18 protein-coding genes and 1 pseudogene are annotated in these 25,251 nt (G+C 61.4%); 5 read left to right on the plus strand and 14 right to left on the minus strand.

All coding sequences use genetic code 11. The features are described from left to right. Positions 1 to 45: 45 nt before the first annotated feature. From serA to G8767_RS06925, 9 genes and pseudogenes are all read right to left on the minus strand, one after another. Positions 46 to 1,638, minus strand: a complete 1,593-nt coding sequence (gene serA / locus G8767_RS06890) for a phosphoglycerate dehydrogenase (protein ID WP_124566328.1) — start codon at positions 1,636 to 1,638, stop codon at positions 46 to 48. 244 nt (positions 1,639 to 1,882) lie between these two features. Next, on the minus strand, positions 1,883 to 2,494 hold the full coding sequence (locus G8767_RS35700) for a DNA cytosine methyltransferase (protein ID WP_240951996.1): 612 nt from the start codon (positions 2,492 to 2,494) through the stop codon (positions 1,883 to 1,885). Positions 2,495 to 2,713: 219 nt separating this feature from the next. Then, positions 2,714 to 2,977: pseudogene (locus G8767_RS35705) on the minus strand (DNA cytosine methyltransferase); the annotation flags it as partial. A 128-nt stretch (positions 2,978 to 3,105) separates the two neighbouring features. Further along, entirely contained in the window at positions 3,106 to 6,069 is a 2,964-nt protein-coding gene (locus G8767_RS06900; RefSeq protein WP_166809685.1) for a Z1 domain-containing protein, read from the minus strand. Positions 6,070 to 6,086: 17 nt separating this feature from the next. Next, positions 6,087 to 7,067, minus strand: coding sequence for a PD-(D/E)XK motif protein (locus G8767_RS06905; RefSeq protein WP_166809686.1), 981 nt, complete (start codon positions 7,065 to 7,067; stop codon positions 6,087 to 6,089). Next, a complete protein-coding gene (locus G8767_RS06910) occupies positions 7,060 to 8,592 on the minus strand; it encodes an ATP-binding protein (protein ID WP_166809687.1) in 1,533 nt (510 codons plus the stop codon). Before G8767_RS06910 ends, G8767_RS06905 begins: the two co-directional genes overlap by 8 nt. A 190-nt stretch (positions 8,593 to 8,782) precedes the next feature. After that, a complete protein-coding gene (gene ilvC / locus G8767_RS06915) occupies positions 8,783 to 9,784 on the minus strand; it encodes a ketol-acid reductoisomerase (protein WP_206029073.1) in 1,002 nt (333 codons plus the stop codon). A gap of 53 nt (positions 9,785 to 9,837) precedes the next feature. Next, positions 9,838 to 10,341, minus strand: a complete 504-nt coding sequence (gene ilvN / locus G8767_RS06920; RefSeq protein ID WP_003944718.1) for an acetolactate synthase small subunit — start codon at positions 10,339 to 10,341, stop codon at positions 9,838 to 9,840. Then, positions 10,338 to 12,278 carry an acetolactate synthase large subunit gene (locus G8767_RS06925; protein WP_030535411.1) on the minus strand — a complete coding sequence of 647 codons (1,941 nt, stop codon included), beginning with the start codon at positions 12,276 to 12,278 and terminating at the stop codon, positions 10,338 to 10,340. The genes ilvN and G8767_RS06925 overlap by 4 nt, the downstream gene beginning before the upstream one ends. A 266-nt stretch (positions 12,279 to 12,544) precedes the next feature. On the opposite strand from G8767_RS06925, the gene G8767_RS06930 reads away from it, so the two are divergent. The 3 genes from G8767_RS06930 (at position 12,545) to G8767_RS06940 (ending at position 17,148) form a co-directional block, all read left to right on the plus strand. Next, positions 12,545 to 13,075: a PH domain-containing protein gene (locus G8767_RS06930; protein WP_095969204.1), complete on the plus strand. Its 531-nt coding sequence runs from the start codon at positions 12,545 to 12,547 to the stop codon at positions 13,073 to 13,075. Between the two features lie 72 nt (positions 13,076 to 13,147). Next, the gene (ilvD, locus tag G8767_RS06935) at positions 13,148 to 14,989 is read left to right on the plus strand and encodes a dihydroxy-acid dehydratase (protein ID WP_095969203.1); all 1,842 of its coding nucleotides are present in this window, start codon (positions 13,148 to 13,150) and stop codon (positions 14,987 to 14,989) included. A gap of 623 nt (positions 14,990 to 15,612) precedes the next feature. Next, complete coding sequence (locus G8767_RS06940) at positions 15,613 to 17,148, plus strand: amino acid permease (RefSeq protein ID WP_058038609.1); 1,536 nt, start codon at positions 15,613 to 15,615, stop codon at positions 17,146 to 17,148. 68 nt (positions 17,149 to 17,216) lie between these two features. Here the strand turns inward: G8767_RS06940 and G8767_RS06945 are convergent, their stop codons facing one another. Then, the gene (locus G8767_RS06945) at positions 17,217 to 18,044 is read right to left on the minus strand and encodes a DoxX family protein (RefSeq protein ID WP_095969202.1); all 828 of its coding nucleotides are present in this window, start codon (positions 18,042 to 18,044) and stop codon (positions 17,217 to 17,219) included. Between the two features lie 90 nt (positions 18,045 to 18,134). On the opposite strand from G8767_RS06945, the gene G8767_RS06950 reads away from it, so the two are divergent. Continuing rightward, positions 18,135 to 19,265: a PQQ-dependent sugar dehydrogenase gene (locus tag G8767_RS06950; protein ID WP_095969201.1), complete on the plus strand. Its 1,131-nt coding sequence runs from the start codon at positions 18,135 to 18,137 to the stop codon at positions 19,263 to 19,265. A gap of 139 nt (positions 19,266 to 19,404) precedes the next feature. Continuing rightward, positions 19,405 to 20,451 (plus strand): NAD(P)-dependent alcohol dehydrogenase, encoded by a 1,047-nt coding sequence (locus G8767_RS06955; protein ID WP_095969200.1) that lies wholly within the window; start codon positions 19,405 to 19,407, stop codon positions 20,449 to 20,451. Between the two features lie 119 nt (positions 20,452 to 20,570). Here the strand turns inward: G8767_RS06955 and gatB are convergent, their stop codons facing one another. The 4 genes from gatB to G8767_RS06975 form a co-directional block, all read right to left on the minus strand. Next, positions 20,571 to 22,082, minus strand: coding sequence for an Asp-tRNA(Asn)/Glu-tRNA(Gln) amidotransferase subunit GatB (gene gatB, locus G8767_RS06960; RefSeq protein WP_095969199.1), 1,512 nt, complete (start codon positions 22,080 to 22,082; stop codon positions 20,571 to 20,573). Positions 22,083 to 22,107: 25 nt separating this feature from the next. Then, entirely contained in the window at positions 22,108 to 23,139 is a 1,032-nt protein-coding gene (locus G8767_RS06965; RefSeq protein ID WP_166809689.1) for an ATP-dependent 6-phosphofructokinase, read from the minus strand. A 115-nt stretch (positions 23,140 to 23,254) separates the two neighbouring features. Continuing rightward, the gene (locus G8767_RS06970; RefSeq protein WP_007729374.1) at positions 23,255 to 23,917 is read right to left on the minus strand and encodes a response regulator transcription factor; all 663 of its coding nucleotides are present in this window, start codon (positions 23,915 to 23,917) and stop codon (positions 23,255 to 23,257) included. A 9-nt stretch (positions 23,918 to 23,926) separates the two neighbouring features. Continuing rightward, on the minus strand, positions 23,927 to 25,201 hold the full coding sequence (locus G8767_RS06975; RefSeq protein ID WP_166809690.1) for a histidine kinase: 1,275 nt from the start codon (positions 25,199 to 25,201) through the stop codon (positions 23,927 to 23,929). Positions 25,202 to 25,251 lie beyond the last annotated feature (50 nt).

Here is a 25,251-nt window from a genome sequence, read left to right on the forward strand (position 1 = left end):
CTTTATTAACCGCGGGCGGTTAATAAAGGCGCACAGCAAAAACAATCAGGAAAGGTCGACCTGGGCGACGCGAGCGTCGAGCTGCGAGACGATTGCCTCGACCTCGGTGTCACCGACGACGCGGTCGACACGCAGGATGACCGTTGCGCCTTCGCCTTCGGCGTCCTGGCTCAGTGCTGCAGCCAGGATGTCGACGCCAGCGTTACCGAGAACGGTACCGAGCACACCGAGAACGCCCGGGCGATCGCTGTAGTGGACGACGATGTTGTGACCCTCGGCGCGCAGGTCGAAGCTGCGTCCGTTGATGTTGACGATCTTCTCGACCTGCTGCAGGCCGGTGAGTGCGCCCGTGACCGACGTGACCGTGCCGTCAGCCGCAACTGCACGAACCTCGACCGCGCTGCGATGAGCCAGTGCCTCGGAGTGCTTCTCGACCGACACGGTCACGCCACGCTGCTCGGCAAGTGCCGGAGCGTTGACGAACGTGACGGCCTCGTCGCTGCTGGCGGAGAACACGCCGCGCAGTGCAGCCAGGCCGAGGATGTCGACGGTTTCGGCCGACAGCTCGCCGGTGGCGACAACCTGCACGGTCTGGACAGCTTCAGGCGACAGCGTCGCCGCGAGGAGACCGAGCTTGCGGACCAGCTCGAGCCACGGAGCAACTTCTTCGCCGACGGGTCCGCCGGAGACGTTGACAGCCTCGGGAACGAATTCGCCTGCCAGAGCGAGGAGAACGCTCTTGGCCACGTCGATGCCTGCGCGGTCCTGAGCCTCGGACGTCGATGCGCCGAGGTGCGGGGTGACAACGACGTTGTCGAGCTCGAAGAGCTTGGAATCGGTGCACGGCTCGGTGCTGAACACGTCGAGGCCGGCGCCGCGGACCTTGCCGGAGACCAGTGCGTCGTAAAGCGCATCTTCGTCGATCAGACCACCGCGGGCGGCGTTGACGATGATGACGCCGTCCTTGGCCTTGGCCAGGCGCTCGGCGTTGATCAGGCCGGCCGTTTCCTTGGTCTTGGGCAGGTGCACGGAGATGAAGTCGGCGCGCTCGACGAGCTCGTCGATGGTGACCAGTTCGATGCCGAGCTGCGCTGCGCGCGCTGCGGGCAGGTAGGGGTCGTACGCGATGATGGTGGTCTCGAACGCGGCGAGACGCTGCGCGAAGAGCTGGCCGATACGGCCGAGTCCGACGACACCGACGGTCTTACCGAGGATCTCGACACCGTTGAACTTGCTTCGCTTCCAGGTGTTCTCACGCAGGGTCTTGTCTGCTGCGGGAATCTGGCGAGCGGTCGACATGAGGAGCGCGACAGCGTGCTCGGCAGCGGAGTGAATGTTGGAGGTCGGTGCGTTGACGACCATCACGCCGCGCTCGGTGGCTGCGGGGATCTCGACGTTGTCCAGGCCGACACCGGCGCGGCCGATGATCTTCAGCTTGGTGCCGGCGGCCAGAACCTCGGCGTCGACGGTGGTGGCGGAACGAACGAGAATCGCGTCGGCCTCGGGTACCGCGGCGAGCAGCGCCGGGCGGTCAGGTCCGTCGACCCAACGCACCTCCACACCGTCACCGAGCGCCTCGACTGTGGACGGCGCGAGCTTGTCGGCGATCAGAACAACGGGACGGCCAGGCTGGCTCACGTGCAAACTCCCTGATTAGGTGGGTGTGAAGGTGGTTTAACCACCGATAGTTTAGTGCGCGCTGACTTCGAATCCACAACGCGGTAGGCAATACCACATAGTGGACACTTTCGAGGGCGAATTCTCGACAGGATGTGGGCTATGGCTTTTGCTCGGTCCATCCTCGTATCGACAACGGTTTCGCGGACGAGCGAACAACCGAAACTGCGATTCCCCGGCCAGCGGTACGTCGAATCGCAAACGGCTACAGCGGAATCGGGACCAGAGTGGGTGTCATCTCACTGTGCGCTTTCCATGAACTATCAGTAGCGGCCGTCAGTGACTCGTCCTCGAGTTTGCCGTCGAACAACGCCGAGGCGAGTACGTGGGCAGCCAACCGGGGTGGTATCGCATTCCCAATCTGCTGAGCAATGTCTCGACCGGACCACGGGTAATCAGGCGGGAATGTCTGCAACCGACCTGCCTCCGAATGGCTGAACCGGCGCGTTTCGACGCCTTGCGGTGATGTGACTCGATTCCGTGAGACTTTCCCGGTAACCGTGAACGCTGGTTGCTCGGAGGTGCGCCGCCCACGAGCAGTCGAAACGCCCCCACTGCCGTAATTGGATATCACTACGAACTGCCCACGCTCGCCGAGTGCATCGCCCATCGTCTGCCACTCCAATAAACCTGGCGTTCCTTCGCTGCGCTCAGCACCTCGTTTGTATCGGCGATGCGTCGCTTCAGGAAGCTTCGGCTTGCCGATCTTGCGCGCCACGAGAACCGCTCGTCGCCTGGTCTGTGGAACTCCGAACTCCTCCGTATGCAGCACCTCACATTTGGACGAATACCCGAATCCCTCAAGCGCCTCACCCATCGCCTCCCAAACAGGCAATACCGCTGGCACCTGTTCGAGCACAATCACCTCATAGGGTCGACCAAGTTCATTCGCCTTCAAAGCCCACCGCAGGGGCTCCAGAACCAAGCCTGTCCTCTCATCATCTAATTCACCAACGTCGTCCGAAACATCCTCGTCGGACGCCATGCGCTTGATGAAGCCGACTACCCGATCGAGAGCCTTCCGACCAGCTCCCGAACCCGCAACCGTGAAGGTCTGGCATGGCGGCCCACCCGCAAGATACCGAGCTCCGGGAAATAACTCCGGCCCAAAATCGCGAACATCACCGGGCTGAGTCAGTAAGCCAGCGTTTGCTCGTGTCTCGCAAGCGTTCGGATCCCACTCGATCCCGACGACCGGTACGCCCAGCCATCGCGCTGCGACATCCAACCCGCCAGGGCCTGCGAATAGATCCACCATCTGTGCTGTCTGGAACGGCGGCGGGGCTGCACTCGGTGACATGTGAGCAGATACTAGTGGCCCCAAGCGACACAATTTGAATCGCTAACTTGGCTGCTTGACCGCTTACGTGGCTGCCTCGGGCCGCCAACCCACCTGGCACGTCCGAAGCCGCCCCCAACCGGCCTCACTCAGCCCGGTACAACGTCGATGATCGGTCGACGACTTGACGAGTCGAGCGTGGTGAACCGTAGTGGTTCGGCACCTCGACGGGCTGTCAACGGTGGAACGAAGGAGAAAGCCATAACAACCTTGCCGGGATCTAGGTTATTAACTGAACCACGCTCCGGCCTATTCAACTGTTCCAGGATTGGGTAGATCACCACCACGCCAGTTCGAGACGTGTCACCTTCTGCCCACTTCACCTTGTTGTGCGCAATCTTTACCGGACCTGGACGATGCTTCGGGTCGCTGATGGCCCCAAACAAGGGGTCTCGTCGTCGGTCTCGTGAGAAATACGAATATGAATGTTTGGTACCCCAGTCCGCAACCTGCGCTGACCCGTTGCCTGATTTCACAGCATTATGTTGGGGAGCCAGGACGAGCCAATCATCTACAAGCCCACTATCCGTAATTCCACGTAGGTATGCGAGATGCGGCAAGAACTGGGAGGGTGCCCACCACCGCAAACTGTGGAAAACCTCAAGAATCTGGTCACTGCCAATCCGGCCCGCCAAGGCCGAAAACCCTAGAGCGACCGTTTCTTCATCGGACTCGACATTCGACGTCTCGATCTTGATCGGCGAGGACAAAGACGACAACGATTCCAGAATGGGTGTCCACAACGCCGTGTTGACACGGAGGTCCGTCACTTTCTTGGGATATGCAGTCAACTCCCGCCACTCCCCCGGACTCGCCATTTCAACCAACTGCGCGTTGTACATCTTGTTTACACTGGTCGGCTTTAACGAAGGAAGATGCTGCGAGACCAGCGGCGGCACCTGCGCAGGTGTTATCAGCGCTCGGCCGTCCTCCATCTGCGAGTACCGCGCTAACTCCGAGCGGAAACTCTCTTCGTCGAGGCAGATAGCTTCGAAAGACTCATAAAGATCAACGCTCTTCTTGCCTACTGTTTCCTCACGACCGAGGTAAAGTCGAACGAGATCTTGGTAGCCTTCACGGAACCCGAACCAACGTCCCATCTGCATCAATGCGGACACTGAGGTGGCATTACGACGAAAATACGTCACCGTCAAACCCTCGACAGTGAACCCACGTGACAGCTTCTGTCCACCGATGAGAATTTTCCAGATCGAGCGCTTGTCAAAGTCCGCATCGCCAGTATCAAGATACTTATCACCGTTAACAACAATGATTGGCTTAAGGTCACCACCAATACGGAAGGCGGCCGGACCGACATACTTCAGTAACTCGTCATACGACTTCGGAATTGCGTGCGCCCCTGATCGAGCGACAGATACCGGAGACATGTCGGTGTCGAAAAGTTCACGAAGCCTAGCATGTCCGCCAGCACTCGTGTAGCCGGAATTCCACCACAACTTAGACACCCGACCCAATAACTCCCGATGATCGTCCGTAAGCCTGGATTCATGAATGAGCATCGTGTGATGCGGGAAATGTCCATCACCTAAACCACCCTCTGCCTCACGATACAGCTTAACTGCGGCGGACAATACAAACATATCCATCGCTTTTTGCAGGCAGTCGTCATCTTCGTCATCGAGCGTGACAATGTCCCGAACATGAGCCTTCTCATTCGAGTTGAAGATTGTGCGATCTCGGGCAGGAATTGCCGAGTCTAAATCGTGAAAGTCCCGTGCGCCCATATAACCGATCGGCCGAGGCAACGAAAGAATGAAGTCCTTCGGAAAAATATCCTCTGCATCGCTTGGATCAATGAAAACATTGGCGAATGGAGTTGCGGTGTAGCCAACATACTGCGCGCGTGGTAACATTTTTAGCAACTCGCCGATTTTAACATTTATGGCGGTGCGCTCAGCGTTAGGTTTCGCCAAGTTTGAAGTATTAACCGACGCTTCGTCAGATTCGTCGTCTATAATCAGCACGGGAATTTCAGACAAAGGTGTAGTTAGCCGTCTGAGGTCCTTGACGAGCTTCGTCAGAACATCTTTATTCTTCTTGACAACCATCAACCGAACCGAAGAGGAGTGAAGGTTCTTGGGATCATACAGCGGTAGCGAGCGGTCCTTCTTCTCAACCTCTAATGCTTCGATGCCCTGCAGCAGTGCCTCGTAGTCCTTTTCCCGCGTCGTCATTCGAATGATATCGAACGCCCCGAGCACCGAAGGCCTCTCGCCAAACTTTAGGAACTTATCCTGGCTCCAGGCTGGATCATCGGCGTAGTCGGATTCATATTCATTAGTTCCGCGCAAGATATTTTCCCGACCGACTAGTTCCATGTCGAGGCGGCGTTGAGTCTGCCGGCGCAACACGTTCAGTGTGCCACCTAGAACAATTACCAACCTGTAGCCCGCATCCACCGCTTTCGATATAACACCGGTAAAATTAGCCGTCTTGCCGGACTGAACATAGCCAACGACCAAACCCTTGGACTGGTAGGTGTCAACATTGGTTGGATTCGCCAGTCGCTCCACAACTTGATTCGAAGCCTCATCGAGGCTAGCGACCGCCTCGTTGGACCAGCCTTTGTCAAGCAGGAGCTTCCGGTACGCTGTCCAGTACCACCCGTCACTGTGTGTGGTATCTGGCAGGTACCAGGGCTCGAACTCCTCGCTAACAACCACAGGTCGGTCAATTGTTGCGATCGGAATTAACTGGCTGAGCAAGGTCCGGGTGTCCTCACTCAATCCCAGATAGTCATAGATTTCCTTGCGCCGAGAATCGGTGCGAGACTCGGACTTCGACCAGATTGGATTGTTAATAAAATCCCATCGAGTTAGCTGTCGGCGCCATTTCTCGATAATCGGATCAACTGACTGCGCTGACTTCAGTGTTATACAAAAATCCTCTTCAGATACAAGATTCTCGACAGTCGGGGAGAGTTCCTCCGCTTGGTACGCCAAGGCACGCAAAAGTTTCTTCGGCCGACTGGCATCCATGTCAGCCAGCGCCGCGGTGTGAAGATCAATTCGAATCTGATCGATATCGTTCATTTACAAGTCCTCGTCAGTCAGGGTAGGTGGAGGTCTTTAAGATCGACAGGTGGATCGGTCTGTTGCTCGATACCAGTCACGTCAATGTCGTAGCGCATTGCGAGAATTCGGTCCCGAAATTTATCAGGCACTCCCGCAAAATCGACGCAAGGAACATCTTTTGAATCAAGAACCAATGGTTCGTCCCTTAAGATCCAGCGCTCGTCCGCTGATGAACCGTCCGTCCAACCACTTTCACTTAGAGCTCGCGCAAATTTAGCCTGTACCTCGACGCCCTCGGACGCCAGTGCTGTTTGAACAGCTGTGATCGACTGTGCAAGCGTCCGACCCACCGCTCCGCCGCGCGTCATTCGTATCGAGATCAGCGATAGCGGACGCCCTGGAGACGAATCGAGCTGCCCAATTCCATGGATGGTGTGAACACGTCGCTCCGACGTTGTGGTTTTGACCTCGAGATCGAAGTCAGGCAGCACAAAGTCATGCTCCTCGCTCTTCGGACCGGTCCACGATTCAACGGCCAAACGCCACCCGAAACGCTCGCCAACTGCCATCAAAACCGCGATTTCTCCATGCAGTCCAATCCGGCGCTTCGCAGTTGCCGCCTGGCCGGGATCCAAGAGGGCACTCCATGACCGAATCGTCTCGTTGAACGCTCGGTCCAGTGAATACCCTTCGATGACAATGCGATTCGAGATCGATAATGCCAGGTCATGAAAGTCGCGCGTCAGTTCCGATTGAGTCGTACGGATCCGTGCCATACGAAGGCCACGATGCAAGATGCGATCGACGTGAATCGCCGGAAGCCGTGTGCTTGGCGCTTGCTGCGAACGCTCAAGCTCCACGCAAAGGGCGACTTCCTGCCCATCGTCGCCTATTTCATATGTCACGATCGGATGCGACGCTACTTGCGACAGCCGATAGCTCGCAGCCAGTCGTTCAGCGAGGTAATGCTCCACTGTCGACCACTCCAAAACGCCGGGAGTAGCTTTGTCAGTCATTCTCGGTCATCCGGTCCAACTCCGCCCGCGCCGCTGAAACCAGCACTGCCTGCCACAATTGCAGGTTGTCCTTCTCTCGCGGTCCGCTGTATTCCTTCTCGAACAACTGATGGAGCATGAGATACATGAGTGACTTCACAAGCGGAGCATCATTCAGCGTGCCACGACGACCACCCAAGAGTGCGGCCCGATAGAACTGGTTGAGCAAGATCGCCCGATTTTCTCGGTCAATCTCGAAGAAGACGCTGTTCTCAAGGGACTGCCATCGAACTGAGATCGGTTCTTCACCGACAAGCAACGGCAACTCATCCTCTATCGTCTCTCGGACACTCGCGTCGATTCCCTTGCCTGGCCCGATTACGGCCTTTCGGGTCTGCCCCGAACGTTTCCGTGCCTCACGGTATACCGTCTCTGCATCGGCGACGTACTGAGTGAACACCGTGCCGTCGGCACTGGTGGCGGTCTCGAGAGCTGCAACAACTTCCGGAGACATCTCGACACCCTCCTTCTTCACACTTAGCCGGAAAGCGTCGCCTGACCCCGGAGGCAAGTCAATCACGACTCGCGCGAGGGCAAGATGCTGATCGGGTTGACGGAAATTATTCCAACCGCCACCCTGCACGAGCCGGTTGTGCCGATAGAAATAGAATCCCTGCCGTTCCATCACCGACCCCACAGCTTTGTACTCGTCGCGCGTTGATTTCGGTACCCATATGTGAGCTTCGAACTCAATTTCACCGCTGGAGGGAACCTGCGCGGTGAACGAACGCGGATAATCCGGATTACCAGAAACCGGATATCCGAATGGGTCAAGCGCAACCACGCCGAAGTTCATGTACTCGGTACCCGTCACCACGTCCTCAACAGCGATGGTGATGTTAAATCCATCCTTTGCCAGAAAACGATGGAAATAGAGACCCAGATGAAGGGCCAGTTTGTTGATCGTACGGTGAAGATATCGATCCGTCTGACCACCGCCGCCCGAGCTTGGGAAGTTCTTGACCCCATCCCACCGGATCACTGTTCCGTTCCACACGATCGGGCATCCGTTGTATCGGTCGATCAAACTCTGCGCGTAGTCCAGTTCGACAATGTCACACTCGAAGCCGGCAACTGCGCGCGACATCATCCATCGTCGTCCAACTGGCCGCGTAGTGCGAGTCTTGCTTACGACTGTCACGGACGACGCATGACTCAGCGACGCTGATTTTAATCCCGTCCCAAACATGCCGAGAGCTTGGTCTTGATAATCACGACGCCCACCAACGGTCATTGCGACATCCAATTGCTCTTCGGTCATGCCGTCACCGTCGTCGATAACCAACAAGCTGACTAATCGATCACCTTCGCGGACGAAGTGTATGACGACGTCCTTCGCGCCCGCGTCGATCGAATTATCGACCAAGTCGGCGATCGCAACATCGAAGCCGTAACCCTGGCTACTCAACGCCTCCATATACCGCGCGTCTGGAGGGAGAACCTTGCTTCCCGTTGTCGGAACTTCGAATTTCCAGTCGCTCGCCATATCCATCCTGATTCAAGAAGAATTCACTATCTTGGGAGGACAATATAGGAGAACTAGCCAAAGAATTTGGCGACATGACGATGGGGTCGGAGGGATTTTCACACAGACTACCGATCCCACCAAACGACGCTGGCCCGGTACCGCAATGCGGTACCGGGCCAGCGAATCAGCTTGCGCCGAAACAGCTTAATTACGCCGTTTCGGTGATCGGACGATCGACCCAGCTCATCAGGTCGCGCAGCTTCTTGCCGGTGACCTCGATGGGGTGCTCGGCGTTGGCCTTGCGCAGGCCCTCGAGCTCGGTGTTGCCGTTCTCGACGTTGGCAACCAGACGACGGGTGAACTCGCCGGACTGGATGTCGGCCAGGATCGCCTTCATGCGCTCCTTGGTGCCAGCGTCGATGACGCGCGGGCCGGAGAGGTATCCACCGAACTCAGCGGTGTCGGACACCGAGTAGTTCATGCGGGCGATGCCACCCTCGTACATGAGGTCGACGATGAGCTTGAGCTCGTGCAGAACCTCGAAGTACGCCATCTCGGGTGCGTAGCCGGCCTCGACCATGACCTCGAAACCGGTCTTGACCAGTTCCTCGGTGCCGCCGCACAGCACAGCCTGCTCGCCGAAGAGGTCCGTCTCGGTCTCTTCCTTGAACGTGGTCTTGATGACGCCTGCGCGGGTTCCGCCGATGCCCTTGGCGTAGGACAGAGCGAGAGCCTGGCCTTCACCCTTGGGATCCTGGTCGATGGCGATGAGCGCGGGAACGCCCTTGCCGTCGACGAACTGACGACGCACCAGGTGGCCGGGTCCCTTGGGAGCGACCATACCGACGGTGACGAACTCCGGAGCCTTGATCAGGTCGAAGTGAATGTTCAGGCCGTGACCGAAGAACAGCGCGTCGCCGTCCTTGAGGTTCGGCTCGATGTCGTTTGTGAAAATGCTCGCCTGAGCGGTGTCAGGTGCGAGCACCATGATGACGTCGGCCCACTCGGAAACCTCGGCCGGCGTACCGACCGTCAGTCCCTGCTCCTGTGCCTTTTCGCGGGACTTGGAGCCCTCCTTGAGGCCGATGCGCACATCGACGCCCGAGTCGCGCAGGCTCAGCGAATGGGCGTGGCCCTGGCTTCCGTAGCCGATCACAGCAACCTTGCGGCCCTGAATGATCGACAGATCGGCATCGTCGTCGTAGAACATCTCGACTGCCACAGTTCTCAACCTCTCCTTGGATTTTTACGTGTCTAAAAGTACTAGCGGGTGGCCGTGATCGACTTCGGCCCTCGACCGACTGCCACGACCCCGGACTGAACGATCTCCCGGATACCGTACGGATCAAGCATCCGCAGCAGGGCATCCAGCTTGGACCGAGTACCGGTCGCCTCGATGGTGACGGACTCCGGGGAGACGTCGATCACCTTGGCGCGGAACAGGTTCACCGTTTCGATGACCTGCGTGCGCACGCTTGCATCTGCGCGCACCTTGATGAGCACGAGCTCGCGAGCGACGGATGCTTCACCGTCCTGCTCGACGATCTTGATGACGTTGATCAGCTTGTTGAGCTGCTTCGTCACCTGCTCGAGAGGGAACTCGTCGACCGTGACGACGATGGTCATTCGTGAGATCTCGGGGATCTCGGTTCCGCCCACCGCGAGGGATTCGATGTTGAATCCGCGGCGGGAGAAAAGTGCGGAGACGCGAGCCAGCACGCCTGGCTTGTCCTCGACGAGAACACTGAGGGTGTGACTGGTGCTCACTTCTGATCCTCCCCTGTGCCCGCGGCGGGTCCGGCTTGCTCGCGTGACATGGCTTCGTGGATGACGGCGGGCTCGGCAACTGCCTCGTCGTCGTCGAACAGCGGCCGGATGCCCCGGGCCGCCATGATTTCGTCGTTGCTCGTTCCGGCAGCGACCATCGGCCACACCTGCGCGTCGGCGGTGACGATGAAGTCGATCACGACAGGCTTGTCGTTGATGGACTGCGCCTCACGGATCGCAGCTTCGACATCTTCTTCACGCTCGACACGAATTCCGTGGCAGCCCAATGCTTCTGCGAGCTTCACGAAGTCGGGGATGCGGATGGCGCCGTGCGTTCCGAGGTTGGTGTTGGAGTAGCGCTCTTCGTAGAAGAGTGTCTGCCACTGACGCACCATGCCGAGGTTGCCGTTGTTGATGAGGGCAACCTTGATCGGGATACCTTCGAGTGCGCAGGTTGCGAGTTCCTGATTGGTCATCTGGAAGCAGCCGTCGCCGTCGATCGCCCACACCTCGGTGTCGGGCATGCCCATCTTGGCGCCCATGGCTGCGGGAACCGCGTACCCCATGGTGCCCAGTCCGCCCGAGTTGAGCCACGTGCGCGGCTTCTCGTAACCGACGAACTGCGCGGCCCACATCTGGTGCTGACCGACGCCGGCGCAGTAGATGGCATCCGGTCCGGCGAGCTTGCCGACGGTTTGGATGACGTACTCCGGGCTCAGCTGACCGTCGGTGGGGCGGTCGTAGCTCAGCGGGTACGTACGACGGATGTCGTTCAGGTACGCCCACCACTCGGTGAGGTCGAACGTGGTGCCCGTGGCCATGTCGGCACGGATCGCCTCGATGAGTTCGGTGATGACCTCTTTGCAATCGCCCACGATCGGGACGTCGGCGTAACGGTTCTTGCCGATCTCGGCCGGGTCGATGTCGGCATGGATGACCTTGGCGTCGGGCGCGAAGGAATTCAGCTGACCGGTGACGCGGTCGTCGAAACGCGCGCCGAGGGTGATCAGGAGATCGCTACGCTGCAGAGCGGCGACCGCGGCGACGGTGCCGTGCATGCCGGGCATACCGCAGTTGAGGTCGTGACTGTCCGGGAACGCGCCGCGGGCCATCAGCGTGGTGACGACGGGGATACCCGTCAGCTCGGCCAATTCGAGCAGCTCCGGCGAGGAGTCGGACTTGATGACGCCGCCACCGACGTACAGAACCGGCGACTTGGCGTCGGCGATCAGACGCGCAGCTTCGCGAACCTGCTTGCCGTGCGGCTTGGTGACCGGGCGGTAGCCCGGCAGACGCATCTCCGGCGGCCACGAGAACGTGGTCTGCGACTGCAGGATGTCCTTGGGGATATCGACCAGGACGGCGCCGGGGCGACCACTGGCCGCGAGGTAGAAGGCCTCGGCCATGATGCGCGGGATATCGATCGCGTCGGTGATCAGGAAGTTGTGCTTGGTGACCGGCATCGTGATGCCTGAGATGTCGGCTTCCTGGAAGCCGTCGGTACCGATCAGCGAGCGCGCCACCTGTCCGGTGATCGCGACGATCGGAACGGAGTCCATCTGCGCGTCGGCCAGTGGCGTGACCAGGTTGGTCGCACCGGGACCCGAGGTAGCCATGCACACGCCGACCTTGCCGGTCGCCTGGGCGTAGCCGGTAGCAGCGTGGCCTGCACCCTGCTCGTGGCGCACGAGCACGTGGCGGACCTTGACCGAATCGAAGAGTGGGTCGTAGACCGGGAGCACGGCACCGCCGGGAATGCCGAATACCGTGTCGACCTCGAGCTCTTCGAGGGCGCGAACCACAGACTGGGCGCCGGTTACCCGCTCAGGCGGGAGCTGGCGACGGTTGGCCGTCTGGGTTGCGGCAGCCGCGGTTGTCGGGCTCGGTGTCCCTGACTTGCGCGGCGTGGGTTGAGGCCGTGCTGTTGGTGCGCTCACTGGGAAATCCTCTGATTCTGGCTCCGGGCAACAAAAAACCCCCGTCAGCATCTGCTGAGCGAGGGTGGCGCGTCGTTATCTGGTGAGTTGAAAAATCGACTCAGGCGACGACGCGCCGGCCGATTACGAGCAACTCATTCTGTTTCACGCACTCGACAGTAGAGGCGCTAGTCGCGAACGGCAAACTTGGTGAGTCGACCGTCCCAGAATCTGAGATACATCGGCTGCAATGCGAAGATGTAGAGGTGTCAACTTCGCAGCAGCCCGTGCCACCGGCTCAATCATCCCACACGCCGAAACCACTTCGGCACGTCATCCGCATTTCGCAGCTCGCTTACATGGCGTGCGCATTCCTTCTGTTCGCGGTCAGCTTCCCGATCTTCGGGTGGCCCGTCGCCTTCAGCTGGTTGCTGATCCTTCCGATCATCGCCGTCTATCTCGTCGCGCGACTGCGCACCACCGTCAGCCCCGACGGCCTCGAGGTCCGCTCGACATTCTCCAAGCGCACCCTCGCCTGGGACGACGTCAAGGGTTTCCGCTTCCCGAAGCGCAGCTGGGCGCGCGCGGAACTCACCGACGGAACCGAGGTGACCCTGCCTGCGGTCAGCTTCGTCAGACTTCCCGAGATCGCGATCGCCAGCGGCGGCCGCATCACCGATCCCTACGCATCGGCGGCAGAAGCCTTCGCCGCCAAGGAAGCCGAAGAAGAAGCAGCGGCAGAATCGGAAGCAGAATCCGGGGTCGAGTCCGACAACGCCGACAACGGTTCGGTCCAGCCCGAAGAGAAGCGCCAGTAGCACGCGAGTAGCGTTGAAAGGCCCTCGCTTCTATTTGAGTGGACCAGCAACGATCACATAAGGAACACGCCCATGCCCCCGTTGAGGTCACGCACCACCACCATCGGACGTAATGCTGCCGGAGCCCGATCCCTGTGGCGCGCCACAGGAATGACGGATTCCGACTTCGGTAAGCCGATCGTTGCCGTAGCGAACTCGTACACCCAGTTCGTACCCGGCCACGTGCATCTCAAGAACGTGGGCGAGATCGTTGCCGAGGCCATCAGCGCGGCCGGCGGCGTCGCTCGTGAGTTCCACACCATCGCAGTCGACGACGGCATCGCAATGGGCCACGGCGGAATGCTCTACTCGCTCCCGAGCCGCGAGATCATCGCCGACTCGGTCGAGTACATGGCAAACGCCCACACGGCCGACGCACTGGTGTGTATCTCGAACTGCGACAAGATCACTCCCGGCATGCTCAACGCCGCGATGCGTCTGAACATCCCGACTGTCTTCGTCTCCGGTGGTCCGATGGAGGCCGGTAAGGCAGTGGTCGTCGGCGGCGTGGCCCAAGCCCCCACCGACCTCATCACCGCGATCTCCGCCTCTGCCAACGATGCCGTGTCCGACGAAGGCCTCGACGAGGTCGAGCGCAGCGCGTGCCCGACGTGCGGCTCGTGCTCGGGCATGTTCACCGCCAACTCCATGAACTGCCTGACCGAAGCCCTCGGCCTCGCATTGCCGGGCAACGGCTCCACGCTGGCAACTCACAAGGCTCGTCACGCACTCTTCTCTCGTGCGGGCACCACCGTGGTCGAGGCTGCACTCAAGTACTACCGCGACGGCGACGAGTCGGTGCTGCCGCGCAACATCGCGACACCGGCAGCGTTCCGCAACGCAATGGCTCTCGACGTCGCTATGGGCGGTTCCACCAACACCGTCCTGCACACGCTGGCTGCGGCACAGGAGGGCGAGGTCGACTTCGACCTCGACACCATCGACGCGATCAGCCGCAAGGTGCCGTGCCTGTCCAAGGTCTCCCCCAACTCGGATTACCACATGGAGGACGTCCACCGTGCCGGCGGAATCCCCGCGCTGCTCGGTGAGCTTCGCCGCGGCGGACTCCTCGAAACCGATGTGTCCACCGTCCATACCAAGAGCTTCGACCAGTGGCTCGACGACTGGGACATCCGCTCCGGCAAGGCAACCGACGAGGCGATCGAACTTTTCCACGCGGCTCCCGGCGGCGTGCGCACCATCGAACCGTTCTCCACGGACAACCGTTGGTCAGCCCTCGACACCGATGCGGCCGGCGGCTGCATCCGCGACGTCGAGAACGCCTACACCGTGGAAGGCGGCCTGGTTGTCCTGCGCGGCAACATCGCACTCGACGGCGCAATCCTCAAGACGGCCGGCATCGACGAGGAACTGTTCACCTTCCAGGGCCCGGCGCTCGTCGTCGAATCCCAAGAAGAAGCCGTCTCGGTCATCTTGCAGAAGAAGATCAAGGCCGGCGACGTTCTCGTCGTGCGTTACGAAGGCCCCAAGGGCGGCCCCGGCATGCAGGAAATGCTGCACCCCACTGCCTTCCTCAAGGGCGCAGGCCTCGGTAAGGAATGCGCACTGATCACCGACGGTCGTTTCTCGGGCGGAACTTCCGGGCTGTCCATCGGCCACATCTCCCCCGAGGCTGCCGCAGGCGGAGTCATCGGACTCGTCCAGAACGGCGATCAGGTTCGCATCGACGTCGCCTCGCGCACGCTCGAGATCCTTGTCGACGACGACGTCCTCGCCGAGCGACGTGCCAAGATGGACGCCTCCGAGCGCCCGTGGCAGCCGGTCGATCGTCAGCGCACCGTGACGACAGCACTGCGCGCCTACGCCGCTCTGGCAACGTCCGCCGACAAGGGCGCGGTCCGCTACGTTCCGTAAGTTCTGCCACGAATCGAAAAAAGATCCCCGGCCGCTTTTCGGCCGGGGATCTTTTCTGTCAGCGCACGGATCGAGATGCTCGTAGCCGATGTGACAGCCGCACAAGGTTTTCGGGCAGTCGGACGTGCTGCAACCAACTCAGCTCCACGAGATGCTCGCCAACAGGCGACTGCAGAGGATCGACAGAGTCGGGTTCCCCAACCCGCCTGTCGCCCCGATACGGGTGAACAGTTTGCAGAACCCACACCGCACTTCCAAAACGGGATGGGTTGATGCAACTCGTCGACAGCAAGACCGACCGACAGGTACCGAATAACCGGGCGACACGCGGAGCACCAACGGAACGATATGAGCTATCAGACATTTCAGACCGAATCGCGCGTCCGGCTCGTGAGCGAATTCACTTGGACGTAGGGTTCCAGACACCAGCTGATCAATTCAGATACATGAGGGGGGATGACTTTCAGTCAGGTGATCATTTAGGTCAGTTCGAGTGAGCTGACTTGCACACAGCGCTCACCAGTGGTTCCCTCATCAGGTCGCTGAGACGCACATCACAACGACGACAGTCAGCCACCGCCCGTCACCCACAAGGTCGACGGGAAACAACCAAGGAGCAATACATGCCCGGAGTCGGCATATGGCGCACCAAATCCGTCGAGCAATCGATCGCGGACACCGACGAGCCTGAGACAAAGCTCAAGAAGGAACTGACCGCGAAGGACCTCACGGTATTCGGAGTCGCCGTCGTCATCGGTGCAGGCATCTTCACGCTGACTGCTCGAACCGCAGGCAATGTCGCAGGACCCTCGATTTCACTGGCATTCGTTCTCGCTGCGATCGCCTGTGGCCTTGCCGCGCTGTGTTACGCGGAGTTCGCCTCCACCGTTCCCGTCGCAGGCAGCGCATACACGTTCTCCTACGCGACGTTCGGTGAGTTCGCCGCCTGGATCATCGGCTGGGACCTCATCCTCGAGTTCGCTCTCGCCTCCGCAGTCGTCGGCAAGGGTTGGTCGCTCTACCTCGGCAATGTCATCGGGGCCAGCGGCAGCACCACCGCCCACATCGGTTCGATCAGCTTCGACTGGGGCGCGCTGCTCATCATCGGCGCGATCACTCTGATCCTCGCGATCGGCACCAAGGTTTCCTCGCGAGTCTCCGCAATCATCACCGCGATCAAGATCGCAGTAGTTCTGCTCGTCATCGTCGTGGGCGCGTTCTACATCAAGAAGGAGAACTACTCCCCCTTCATCCCGCCGTCCGAAGGAACCGAGAGCTCTGCAAGCGGAATCCATCAGACCTTGTTCTCCTGGCTGACCGGTGCAGGCGGAAGTAGCTACGGCGCTTACGGATTGCTCGCAGCAGCCAGCCTCGTGTTCTTTGCCTTCATCGGCTTCGACGTCGTCGCCACCACGGCCGAGGAAACCAAGAACCCGCAGAAGTCGTTGCCGCGCGGAATCTTCGGCTCGCTCGCCATCGTCACCGTTCTCTACGTTGCCGTCACACTCGTCCTCACCGGCATGGTCAAGTACACCGAACTCAAGGACGGCAGTCCTCTCGTCGGCGATTCCAGCGCCACCCTCGCAACCGCATTCGAGGCCAACGGAATCGGTTGGGCACAAACCGCCATCAACTTCGGTGGCCTGGCCGGCCTCACAACAGTTGTCATGGTCATGATGCTCGGCCAGACCCGTGTCCTCTTCGCGATGTCCCGTGACGGCCTCATGCCGCGCAGCCTGGCCAAGACCAACGCCAAGGGCATCCCGATGCGCATCACGTTGATCGTCGGTGGCATCGTCGCCGTCCTGGCAGCCTTCTTCCCGATGGGCACACTCGAAGAGATGGTCAACATCGGAACGCTGTTCGCTTTCGTCCTGGTTTGTGTCGGCGTCATCGTCCTGCGCCGCACCCGCCCCGACCTGCCGCGCGGATTCCGCGTCCCACTGGTGCCGTTCGTTCCGATCGTCGCCGTGCTCGCCTGCGGTTGGCTGATGCTCAACCTCTCGGTCGAGACCTGGATCCGGTTCCTCGTCTGGATGGCCATCGGTGTTGTCGTCTACTTCGCCTACGGTCACCGCAAGTCGGTCCTCGGTCGCAAGCTCAAGGACGGAACAGCCATCCCGTCCGCGAACGCCGACCCGGTACTCGTCAAGGACTGATCCTTCACAAACGAACCGCCGCTCTCCGATTCGGAGAGCGGCGGTTCGTTTGTTCGACGACGCGAGTTTCAGATGAGCGGATTGGCGCCGTTCAGAAAGATCCAGGTGCAGACGCCGGCAGCGATACCGAGGATCAAGACCACGAGCGATCCGACAAACGGGCGGGTTGCCCAGCCACGACGACCGTCGAGCGCAATACGACCCGGGCCCGTCAAAATGATGACGCCCGCACAGATTCCGAGCAGCATCTCGTATTCGGTGCCGTCAGGGGCAAAGTACTCGAGGCCGGGGGCACTGGCCTGACGCAGCGCCCACGCGTTGATCATCACCGCAAGAACCGACGCCGCCGCAACGGGAGTCAGCAACCCGAGGATGAGGAGCGCACCACCGGCGACCTCACCGACGGCACCGAGTATCGCCATCCATTTCGCCTGCTGGAACCCGGCGTCGGCCAGCATCGTCTCGAACCCGCCGAGACCCGGCCCGTTCCAGATACCGGTCAACTTCTGCAACCCGTGCACCAGCGCGGTTCCGCCGACGGCCAACCGCAGTGCAAGCAGGCCCAGATCGAGAGTGCCTCGGCCCCGCGGAGTCTCGGTGGTACCTGCCACCGCTTCGGCGGTGGGGACGGCAGCGATCGGAGCGTCGTACGCCGTCTCGCGCTCGAGAGCTACTGTCGGCTGATCCGCACCCGGTGCTCGGTACGTCGGTATCTGCTCGGTCAGGGAATTGGCGTTCGTGGAACCGAAATCGAGATCGTCGTCGGTTCGCGGCAACGGATTCTTGGCGCTCACCGTCGGAAATTGTTCGGTGGGCGAATCATACGGACTGGACACATTGCCCGTCGGCTTGTCCGCATCCGACAACTCGCTGGGATCTTTTCGCTCGTCAGTCACGTAGGTGAGCCTATGGCCGATTCACGAACTCGACGGGGAACCTTGGTCCGGCGTGGCGGCATCTGCCGTGCGTTACGTAACGTCTTGGGCATGACTACGGGTAGGCATGCAGCGCTGGGCGCACTGGCTCTGATGCTCGGGACATCGTTGCTCGCAGGTTGCGCCGACTTCGACGAATCGACTGCCTCGCCGTTCACACCCGAACCGACCAACCAGGCCAGCGCCGAAGTACAGCCGGAGAACCCGCCGCCGTCGACCACGCCGCCGGCGCCGCGGACCGGCCCTCTCGGGCCGTGTCAGGACGCCGACACCGCCGTGATCGCAACCTGTCTCGACACCACCGGTGGGCTCGTCACACTCCCGGACGGGAACTCCGGACTGGTCGCCGAACGGCGGACCGGCCGGATCATGCAGGTAGCGCCCAACACGACACCGGTCGAGGTCGCCAAAATCGACGTCGACGGCAGCGGCGACGGCGGACTGCTCGATATCGCCCTCTCCCCCACATTTGTCGAAGACAACCTGATCTACGCCTACGTCACCACCGGAACCGACAACCGGGTGGTCCGTATTGCTCCCGGTGACACCGCCAAGGAGGTCCTCGGCGGAATTCCGCGCGGTGCGAGTGGCAACGGTGGATCGCTGGAATTCGCGGCACCCGATCAGCTCATGGTCCTGACTGGCGATACCGGCAACCCTGCGGTTGCTCAGGATCCCGGCTCGTTGGCGGGGAAGCTGTTGCGAGTCCGATCGTTGACGCCCAACGCTGCGCCGCCTCGCCCGGAAGTTGTTCTGTCCGGAATCGGAAACGGCGGCGGCGTATGTGTCGATCCAGGCATCGCGACGTGGGTCACCGACCGAACCACTCTCGAAGATCGCCTCCAACGCGTCGGCGCCGACGGCACGGTGACATCCCCCGCGTGGACATGGCCCGACCGACCCGGAGTCGGCGGGTGCATCGCGGCGCAGGGAGTGGTAGCTGTCGCGTTGGGGGCCGGCAAAGCGATCTCGGCGCTGGCCGCCGATCCGGGAACAGGAGCAGTCACGACCGCACCGTCGGCAGTGGCGAAAGACACGTACGGCCAACTGGGCGGTTTGGCGCTCGGATCCGACGGTTTGATGTGGGCGAGCACGATCAACAAGACCGCGGGCGAGCCGGGACCGAACGACGACAAGGTGGTCAAGATCCCGATGCCGAGTGGCAGCGGCGGGATCGACTGAGCCGCGATCGCCGAGCGCCATGTCTGTTCGGTCACGGATCCCGTGACCGAACATGCACAGATGCGTACTCTTTTGTTAGCGGGGCTAAACACCACGCATTTGCCAGGACCGGTTGGCCAACCACGACAAAGGAGTCGGCATGAAGGCAATCCAGTACACGAGAATCGGCGCAGAACCCGAACTCACGGAGATTCCCAAACCCGAGCCCGGTCCAGGTGAAGTGCTCCTGGAAGTGACCGCTGCCGGCGTCTGCCATTCGGACGACTTCATCATGAGCCTGCCGGAAGAGCAGTACACCTACGGCCTTCCGCTCACGCTCGGTCACGAAGGCGCGGGCAAGGTCGCGGCCGTCGGCGACGGTGTCGAAGGACTCGACATCGGAACCAATGTCGTCGTCTACGGGCCTTGGGGTTGCGGCAACTGTTGGCACTGCTCGCAGGGACTGGAAAACTACTGTTCTCGCGCACAAGAACTCGGCATCAATCCTCCCGGACTCGGCGCCCCCGGCGCGTTGGCCGAGTTCATGATCGTCGATTCACCTCGCCATCTCGTCCCGATCGGCGACCTCGACCCGATCAAGACAGTGCCACTGACCGACGCCGGCCTGACGCCGTACCACGCGATCAAGCGTTCACTGCCGAAACTTCGCGGAGGCTCGTACGCAGTTGTCATCGGAACCGGTGGTCTCGGCCACGTCGCCATCCAACTCCTCCGCCACCTCTCGGCAGCAACTGTCATCGCACTCGACGTGAGCGCGGACAAGCTCGAACTGGCAACCAAGGTAGGCGCTCACGAAGTGGTTCTGTCCGACAAGGACGCGGCGGAGAACGTCCGCAAGATCACCGGAAGTCAGGGCGCCGCACTGGTTCTCGACTTCGTGGGCTATCAGCCCACCATCGACACCGCGATGGCCGTCGCCGGTGTCGGATCCGACGTCACCATCGTCGGGATCGGTGACGGTCAGGCCCACGCCAAGGTCGGGTTCTTCCAGAGTCCTTACGAGGCTTCGGTGACAGTTCCGTACTGGGGTGCCCGCAACGAGCTGATCGAATTGATCGACCTGGCGCACGCCGGCATCTTCGACATCGCGGTGGAGACCTTCAGCCTCGACAACGGAGCCGAAGCGTATCGACGACTGGCCGCCGGAACGCTCAGCGGCCGCGCGGTTGTGGTTCCTGGTCTGTAGATCGACGGTGGTGGAACGACCGCGGAGAAAACCACTGCGGTAAAACCCACTGCGGAAAAACACTGATGCCCGGCCGAATTCGTTTCGGCCGGGCATCAGTGTCAGAAATTCAGTGTGCGCTAGCTGCACGCCTCGATGACAAGTTCCTTCACACGAGCCGCGTCTGCCTGCCCACGAGTGGCCTTCATGACGTCGCCGACGATCTTTCCGGCGGCCTGGACCTTGCCACTGCGGATCTTGTCGGCGATGTCGGGGTTGGCTGCGAGTGCTTCGTCGACGGCCGCCTTGAGCTTGGTTTCGTCACGTTCGACGACCAATTCCGGGTGGGCCGCGACAACCTGCTCCGGATCGCCCTCACCGTCGAGGACGTGATCGACGACCTGGCGAGCGACCTTGTTGTTGAGCTTGCCGCTGTCGATGAGAGCTACGACCTGCGCAACCTGCGCCGGGGTGATCGGCAGAGCACCGAGTTCGACGCCGCGGGTGTTTGCCTGCTGCGAGAGGTAAGACAGCCACCACGAGCGCGCTGCCTCGGGCGAAGCACCGGCCTCGGTGGTCGCGATCACCAGATCGATGGCACCGGCATTGACGAGGTCTCGCATGACCTCGTCGGAAATTCCCCAGTCCTTCTGGATCCGCGCGCGGCGAATCCAGGGAAGCTCCGGCAAGGTGCCGCGCAGTTCTTCGACCCACTCGGCGCTCGGAGCGACTGGCTCGAGATCCGGTTCCGGGAAGTAGCGGTAGTCCTCGGCCGTTTCCTTGCGGCGTCCGGCAGCGGTGGTGCCGTCGGCCTCCTGGAAGTGGCGGGTCTCCTGGATGACCTCACCACCGGCGTCGAGAACTGCTGCCTGACGGCGCATTTCGTAGCGAACTGCGACCTCGACGCTCTTGAGGGAGTTGACGTTCTTGGTCTCGGTACGCGTTCCGAGTTCCTTGGCGCCGATCGGCATCAGCGAGATGTTGGCGTCGCAGCGCATAGATCCCTGATCCATGCGCACGTCGGAGACGTCGAGTGATTTGAGCAGATCACGAAGCGCCGTCACGTACGCACGAGCAACCTCGGGAGCGCGCTCACCGGCACCGTGGATGGTCTTGGTGACGATCTCGACCAGCGGCACACCCGCACGGTTGTAGTCGAGCAGTGAGTGGCTCGCACCGTGGATACGGCCGGTAGCGCCACCGACGTGGAGGGACTTACCGGTGTCCTCCTCCATGTGCGCACGTTCGATCTCCACGCGCCACGTCGTGCCGTCGTCGAGGATCACGTCGAGGTAGCCCTCGGTGGCGATCGGCTCGTCGTACTGGGAGATCTGGTAGTTCTTCGGCTGATCCGGGTAGAAGTAGTTCTTGCGCGCGAATCTGCCCCACGGCGTGATGGAGCAGTTGAGCGCAAGGCCGATCCGGATCGCGGACTCGACAGCGGCTGCGTTCACCACCGGCAACGAACCGGGCATGCCCAGACAGACCGGGCACACCTGGGTATTGGGTTCGGCACCGAACTCGGTGGGGCACGGGCAGAACATCTTGGTCGCGGTGCCGAGTTCTACGTGCACCTCCATACCCATCACAGGCTCGTACTTGGTCAGTACTTCGTCGTAATCGAGGATGTCGGGCGCATCGACAGCAGTCATGGTGATCAGTTTATGCGTCCGCGGCTCAGCCGAAGAATGCGGCTGCCTCCTCGTAGCGCTCCTTGGGCACCGTCTTGAGCTTGCGTGTCGCCTCGGCGAGTGGAACGAGGTCGATGGACGTTCCGTGCAACGCGACCATCTGACCGAAATCTCCGCGGTGAGCTGCGTCGGTGGCGTGAACTCCGAAGCGAGTGGCGAGGATGCGGTCGTGCGGCGTCGGGGTACCGCCGCGCTGAATGTGTCCGAGGACTGTGGTGCGAACTTCCTTGCCGATGCGGCGCTCGATCTCGTTGCCGAGCTGCTGCGCGACGCCGGTGAAGATCTTGTGGCCGAACTCGTCGATGCCGCCCTCACGCAAAGTCATCGACGCGGGATCGGGCATCGCACCTTCAGCCAAGACGCAGATGAAGTGGGAGTCGCCACGCTGGAAGCGCTTCTTGACCATCGCGCACACCTCGTCGACGTCGAACGGCTGTTCCGGAACCAGAGTCAGGTGTGCCCCCGACGCCAGTCCGGCTTGCAGCGCGATCCAGCCCGCGTGCCGGCCCATGACCTCGACGAGCATGACGCGCTGGTGAGATTCGGCCGTGGTGTGGAGCCTGTCGATGGCGTCGGTCGCGACGGCCAAGGCGGTGTCGAAGCCGAAAGTCACGTCGGTGCAGTCGATGTCGTTGTCGATCGTCTTGGGCACGCCGATCACGGGCACGCCGCTCTCGGAGAGCCAACTGGCCGCGGTCAGTGTGCCTTCGCCACCGATCGGGATCAGGACGTCGATCCCGTTGTCGTCGAGGGTCTGTTTGATCTGATCGAGGCCCGCGCGGAGTTTGTCGGGGTTCACGCGAGCTGTGCCGAGGATCGTGCCGCCGCGGGTGAGGATGCGATTGATGCGGTCGTCGGAGTCGAGTGGCACCTTGCGGTCCTCGAGCAGTCCTCGCCAACCGTCCCGGAATCCGACCACGGTACTGCCGTAACGACCGGCCGACGTACGTACGACGGCGCGGATGACCGCGTTCAAGCCCGGGCAGTCGCCGCCGCCCGTGAGGATTCCGATTCGCATAGTGCAGCACCTCTCGTGACCGGATTGTGGATCTTGATGTCCATCTTCCCCCAGTCACCGTATTGCCGCAGGATAGCGGCGTTGCCGAGCCGCAACGCCGCGCCGAGCGAGAGCACTAGCCCGGCGTGACGAGCCCGCTTTCGTAGGCCAACACGACTGCCTGGGCACGATCGCGCAGATCGAGCTTGGACAGCACCTTCCCGACATGGGTCTTGACCGTTTGTTCGGCGACGAACAAACGCTCGGCGATCTCGACGTTGGACAGCCCGCGGGCGATCAATTCGAGGACCTCACGCTCACGCGGGGTCAACGCGTCGAGCGCTGCGGGTCGTGCGCGCGGGGCCGCCCGGCGACTCGTCACATCGGCGATCAGACGCCGCGTCACCGTCGGGGCCAACAAGGCCTGCCCTTCGGCGACGACGCGTACCGCCCGAATCAGTTCCTCGGCCGGTGCGTCCTTGAGCATGAACCCGCTCGCCCCGACGCTCAGTGCCTCGTAGACGTAGTCGTCGATGTCGAAAGTGGTGAGCATGAGAACTCGCACCGGTGGTTCCCACCCGGCGGACAGAATCTGGCGGGCAGCGTCGAGTCCGTTCATCTCGGGCATACGAACATCCATCAACACCACATCCGGGCGCAGACGCGCAACCTCGGCGACGGCGATCTTGCCGTCCGGCGCATCGCCGATCACGCTGATGTCGGGCTGGGCGGAGAGTAGGGCTCCGAACCCTTGTCGAACCATCGCCTGGTCGTCTGCGATGAATACTGTGATGGGCACTCGGACAGCCTAGGCGGGCATCGACGGCAACTCGGCCCGGACCTCGAACCCTCCATCCTCTCGCCGGTTTGCCAGCAGCATGCCGCCCACCGCCGAAGCCCGCTCACGCATACCGCGGATTCCGTTGCCACCAGTGGTTTCCGACGCCGAGTGCTGATTGCCGCCCAATGGCGAAGGTCCGTTGTTCACGTACGCGCTCACCGATTGCGGACCGAAGGCCACGGCGACCTCGATGGGCCCGCCGGGTGAATGCCTGGCCGCGTTGGTGATCGACTCCTGAATGATCCGGTAGAGCGCAAGGCCCGTGGATTCCGAGACCGACGCCCGATCGCCGTCGACTCGCCACGACACCGGAAGTCCGGCACGGGTACTGCCGAGCAACAGTTCGTCCAACTGGTCGACGCCCGGTTGCGGAGCCGTCACCACGGTGTCCCCGTCGCTGCGCAGGACTCCGAGGAGGCCGCGGATCTCGTTGAGCGCTGCCCGCCCTGTCTCACTTATCGATTCGAATTCCGTTCGGATCTCCGGGGTGACTGCATCGAGCCGGTAGGGCGCGCTCTGCGCTTGCACGACCACCATCGACATGTGATGGGCCACGATGTCGTGCAAGTCGCGGGCGATCCGCGCCTTCTCCTCGAGGATCGTGCGTCGAGTGCGTTCGAGTTCACTGACTTCCTCCTGCTTGGCCAACTGGCGGCGCGAGAGAACCAACCAGCGGATCAACAGGCAGAAGACCACCAGCGCGCTCAGCCCGACGGCCCAACCGGCTCCGTCGCTTCCCGGGGCGTTGCCGAGGAAGAGCAGCACCGTGGCGATCCAGGCGACACCGACAACCTGAATGGGCGCCCGCAGGCTCACTGCGGCCAGCAATGACATCAGCACGATGATGTGGACGACCTGCCACGGGTAGTCGTAACCGGGAGTGTTGTCGAACACCAACGGGATGATCAGCGCCGAGACCGCCGACACCGCCCAACCCAACGGAGCGTTGATCCGGATCAGGACGAACGGAAATGCCGCCAACGCGGCGACGAAGGGCATGATCGGCGGCGAAACATGATGCGTCAGTTGCAGTGTCGGCCAGGCAATCGAATAGAGGATCAGAGTGATCACGACGATGACGATGTTCCAGAACTGACCGCGCGCCACGAAACTGGTTGCGCGGCGAACCTTCTCCGAATGTACTACCGCCCCGTCGAGGCCGGACAGCATCGACCCAGCAGTGGCGTATGTCGGCGCGGACACATCCGGTGCGCCCCTGTTCTTCCTTCGGACCTTGATCACTCGTCAAGCCTATGAAGGTGAACCCCGAAAGTCCTCATACTGCAGAGTGA

Source organism: Rhodococcus sp. IC4_135, from assembly GCF_011602025.1.
In the GTDB taxonomy this organism is placed as follows: domain Bacteria; phylum Actinomycetota; class Actinomycetes; order Mycobacteriales; family Mycobacteriaceae; genus Rhodococcus_F; species Rhodococcus_F baikonurensis.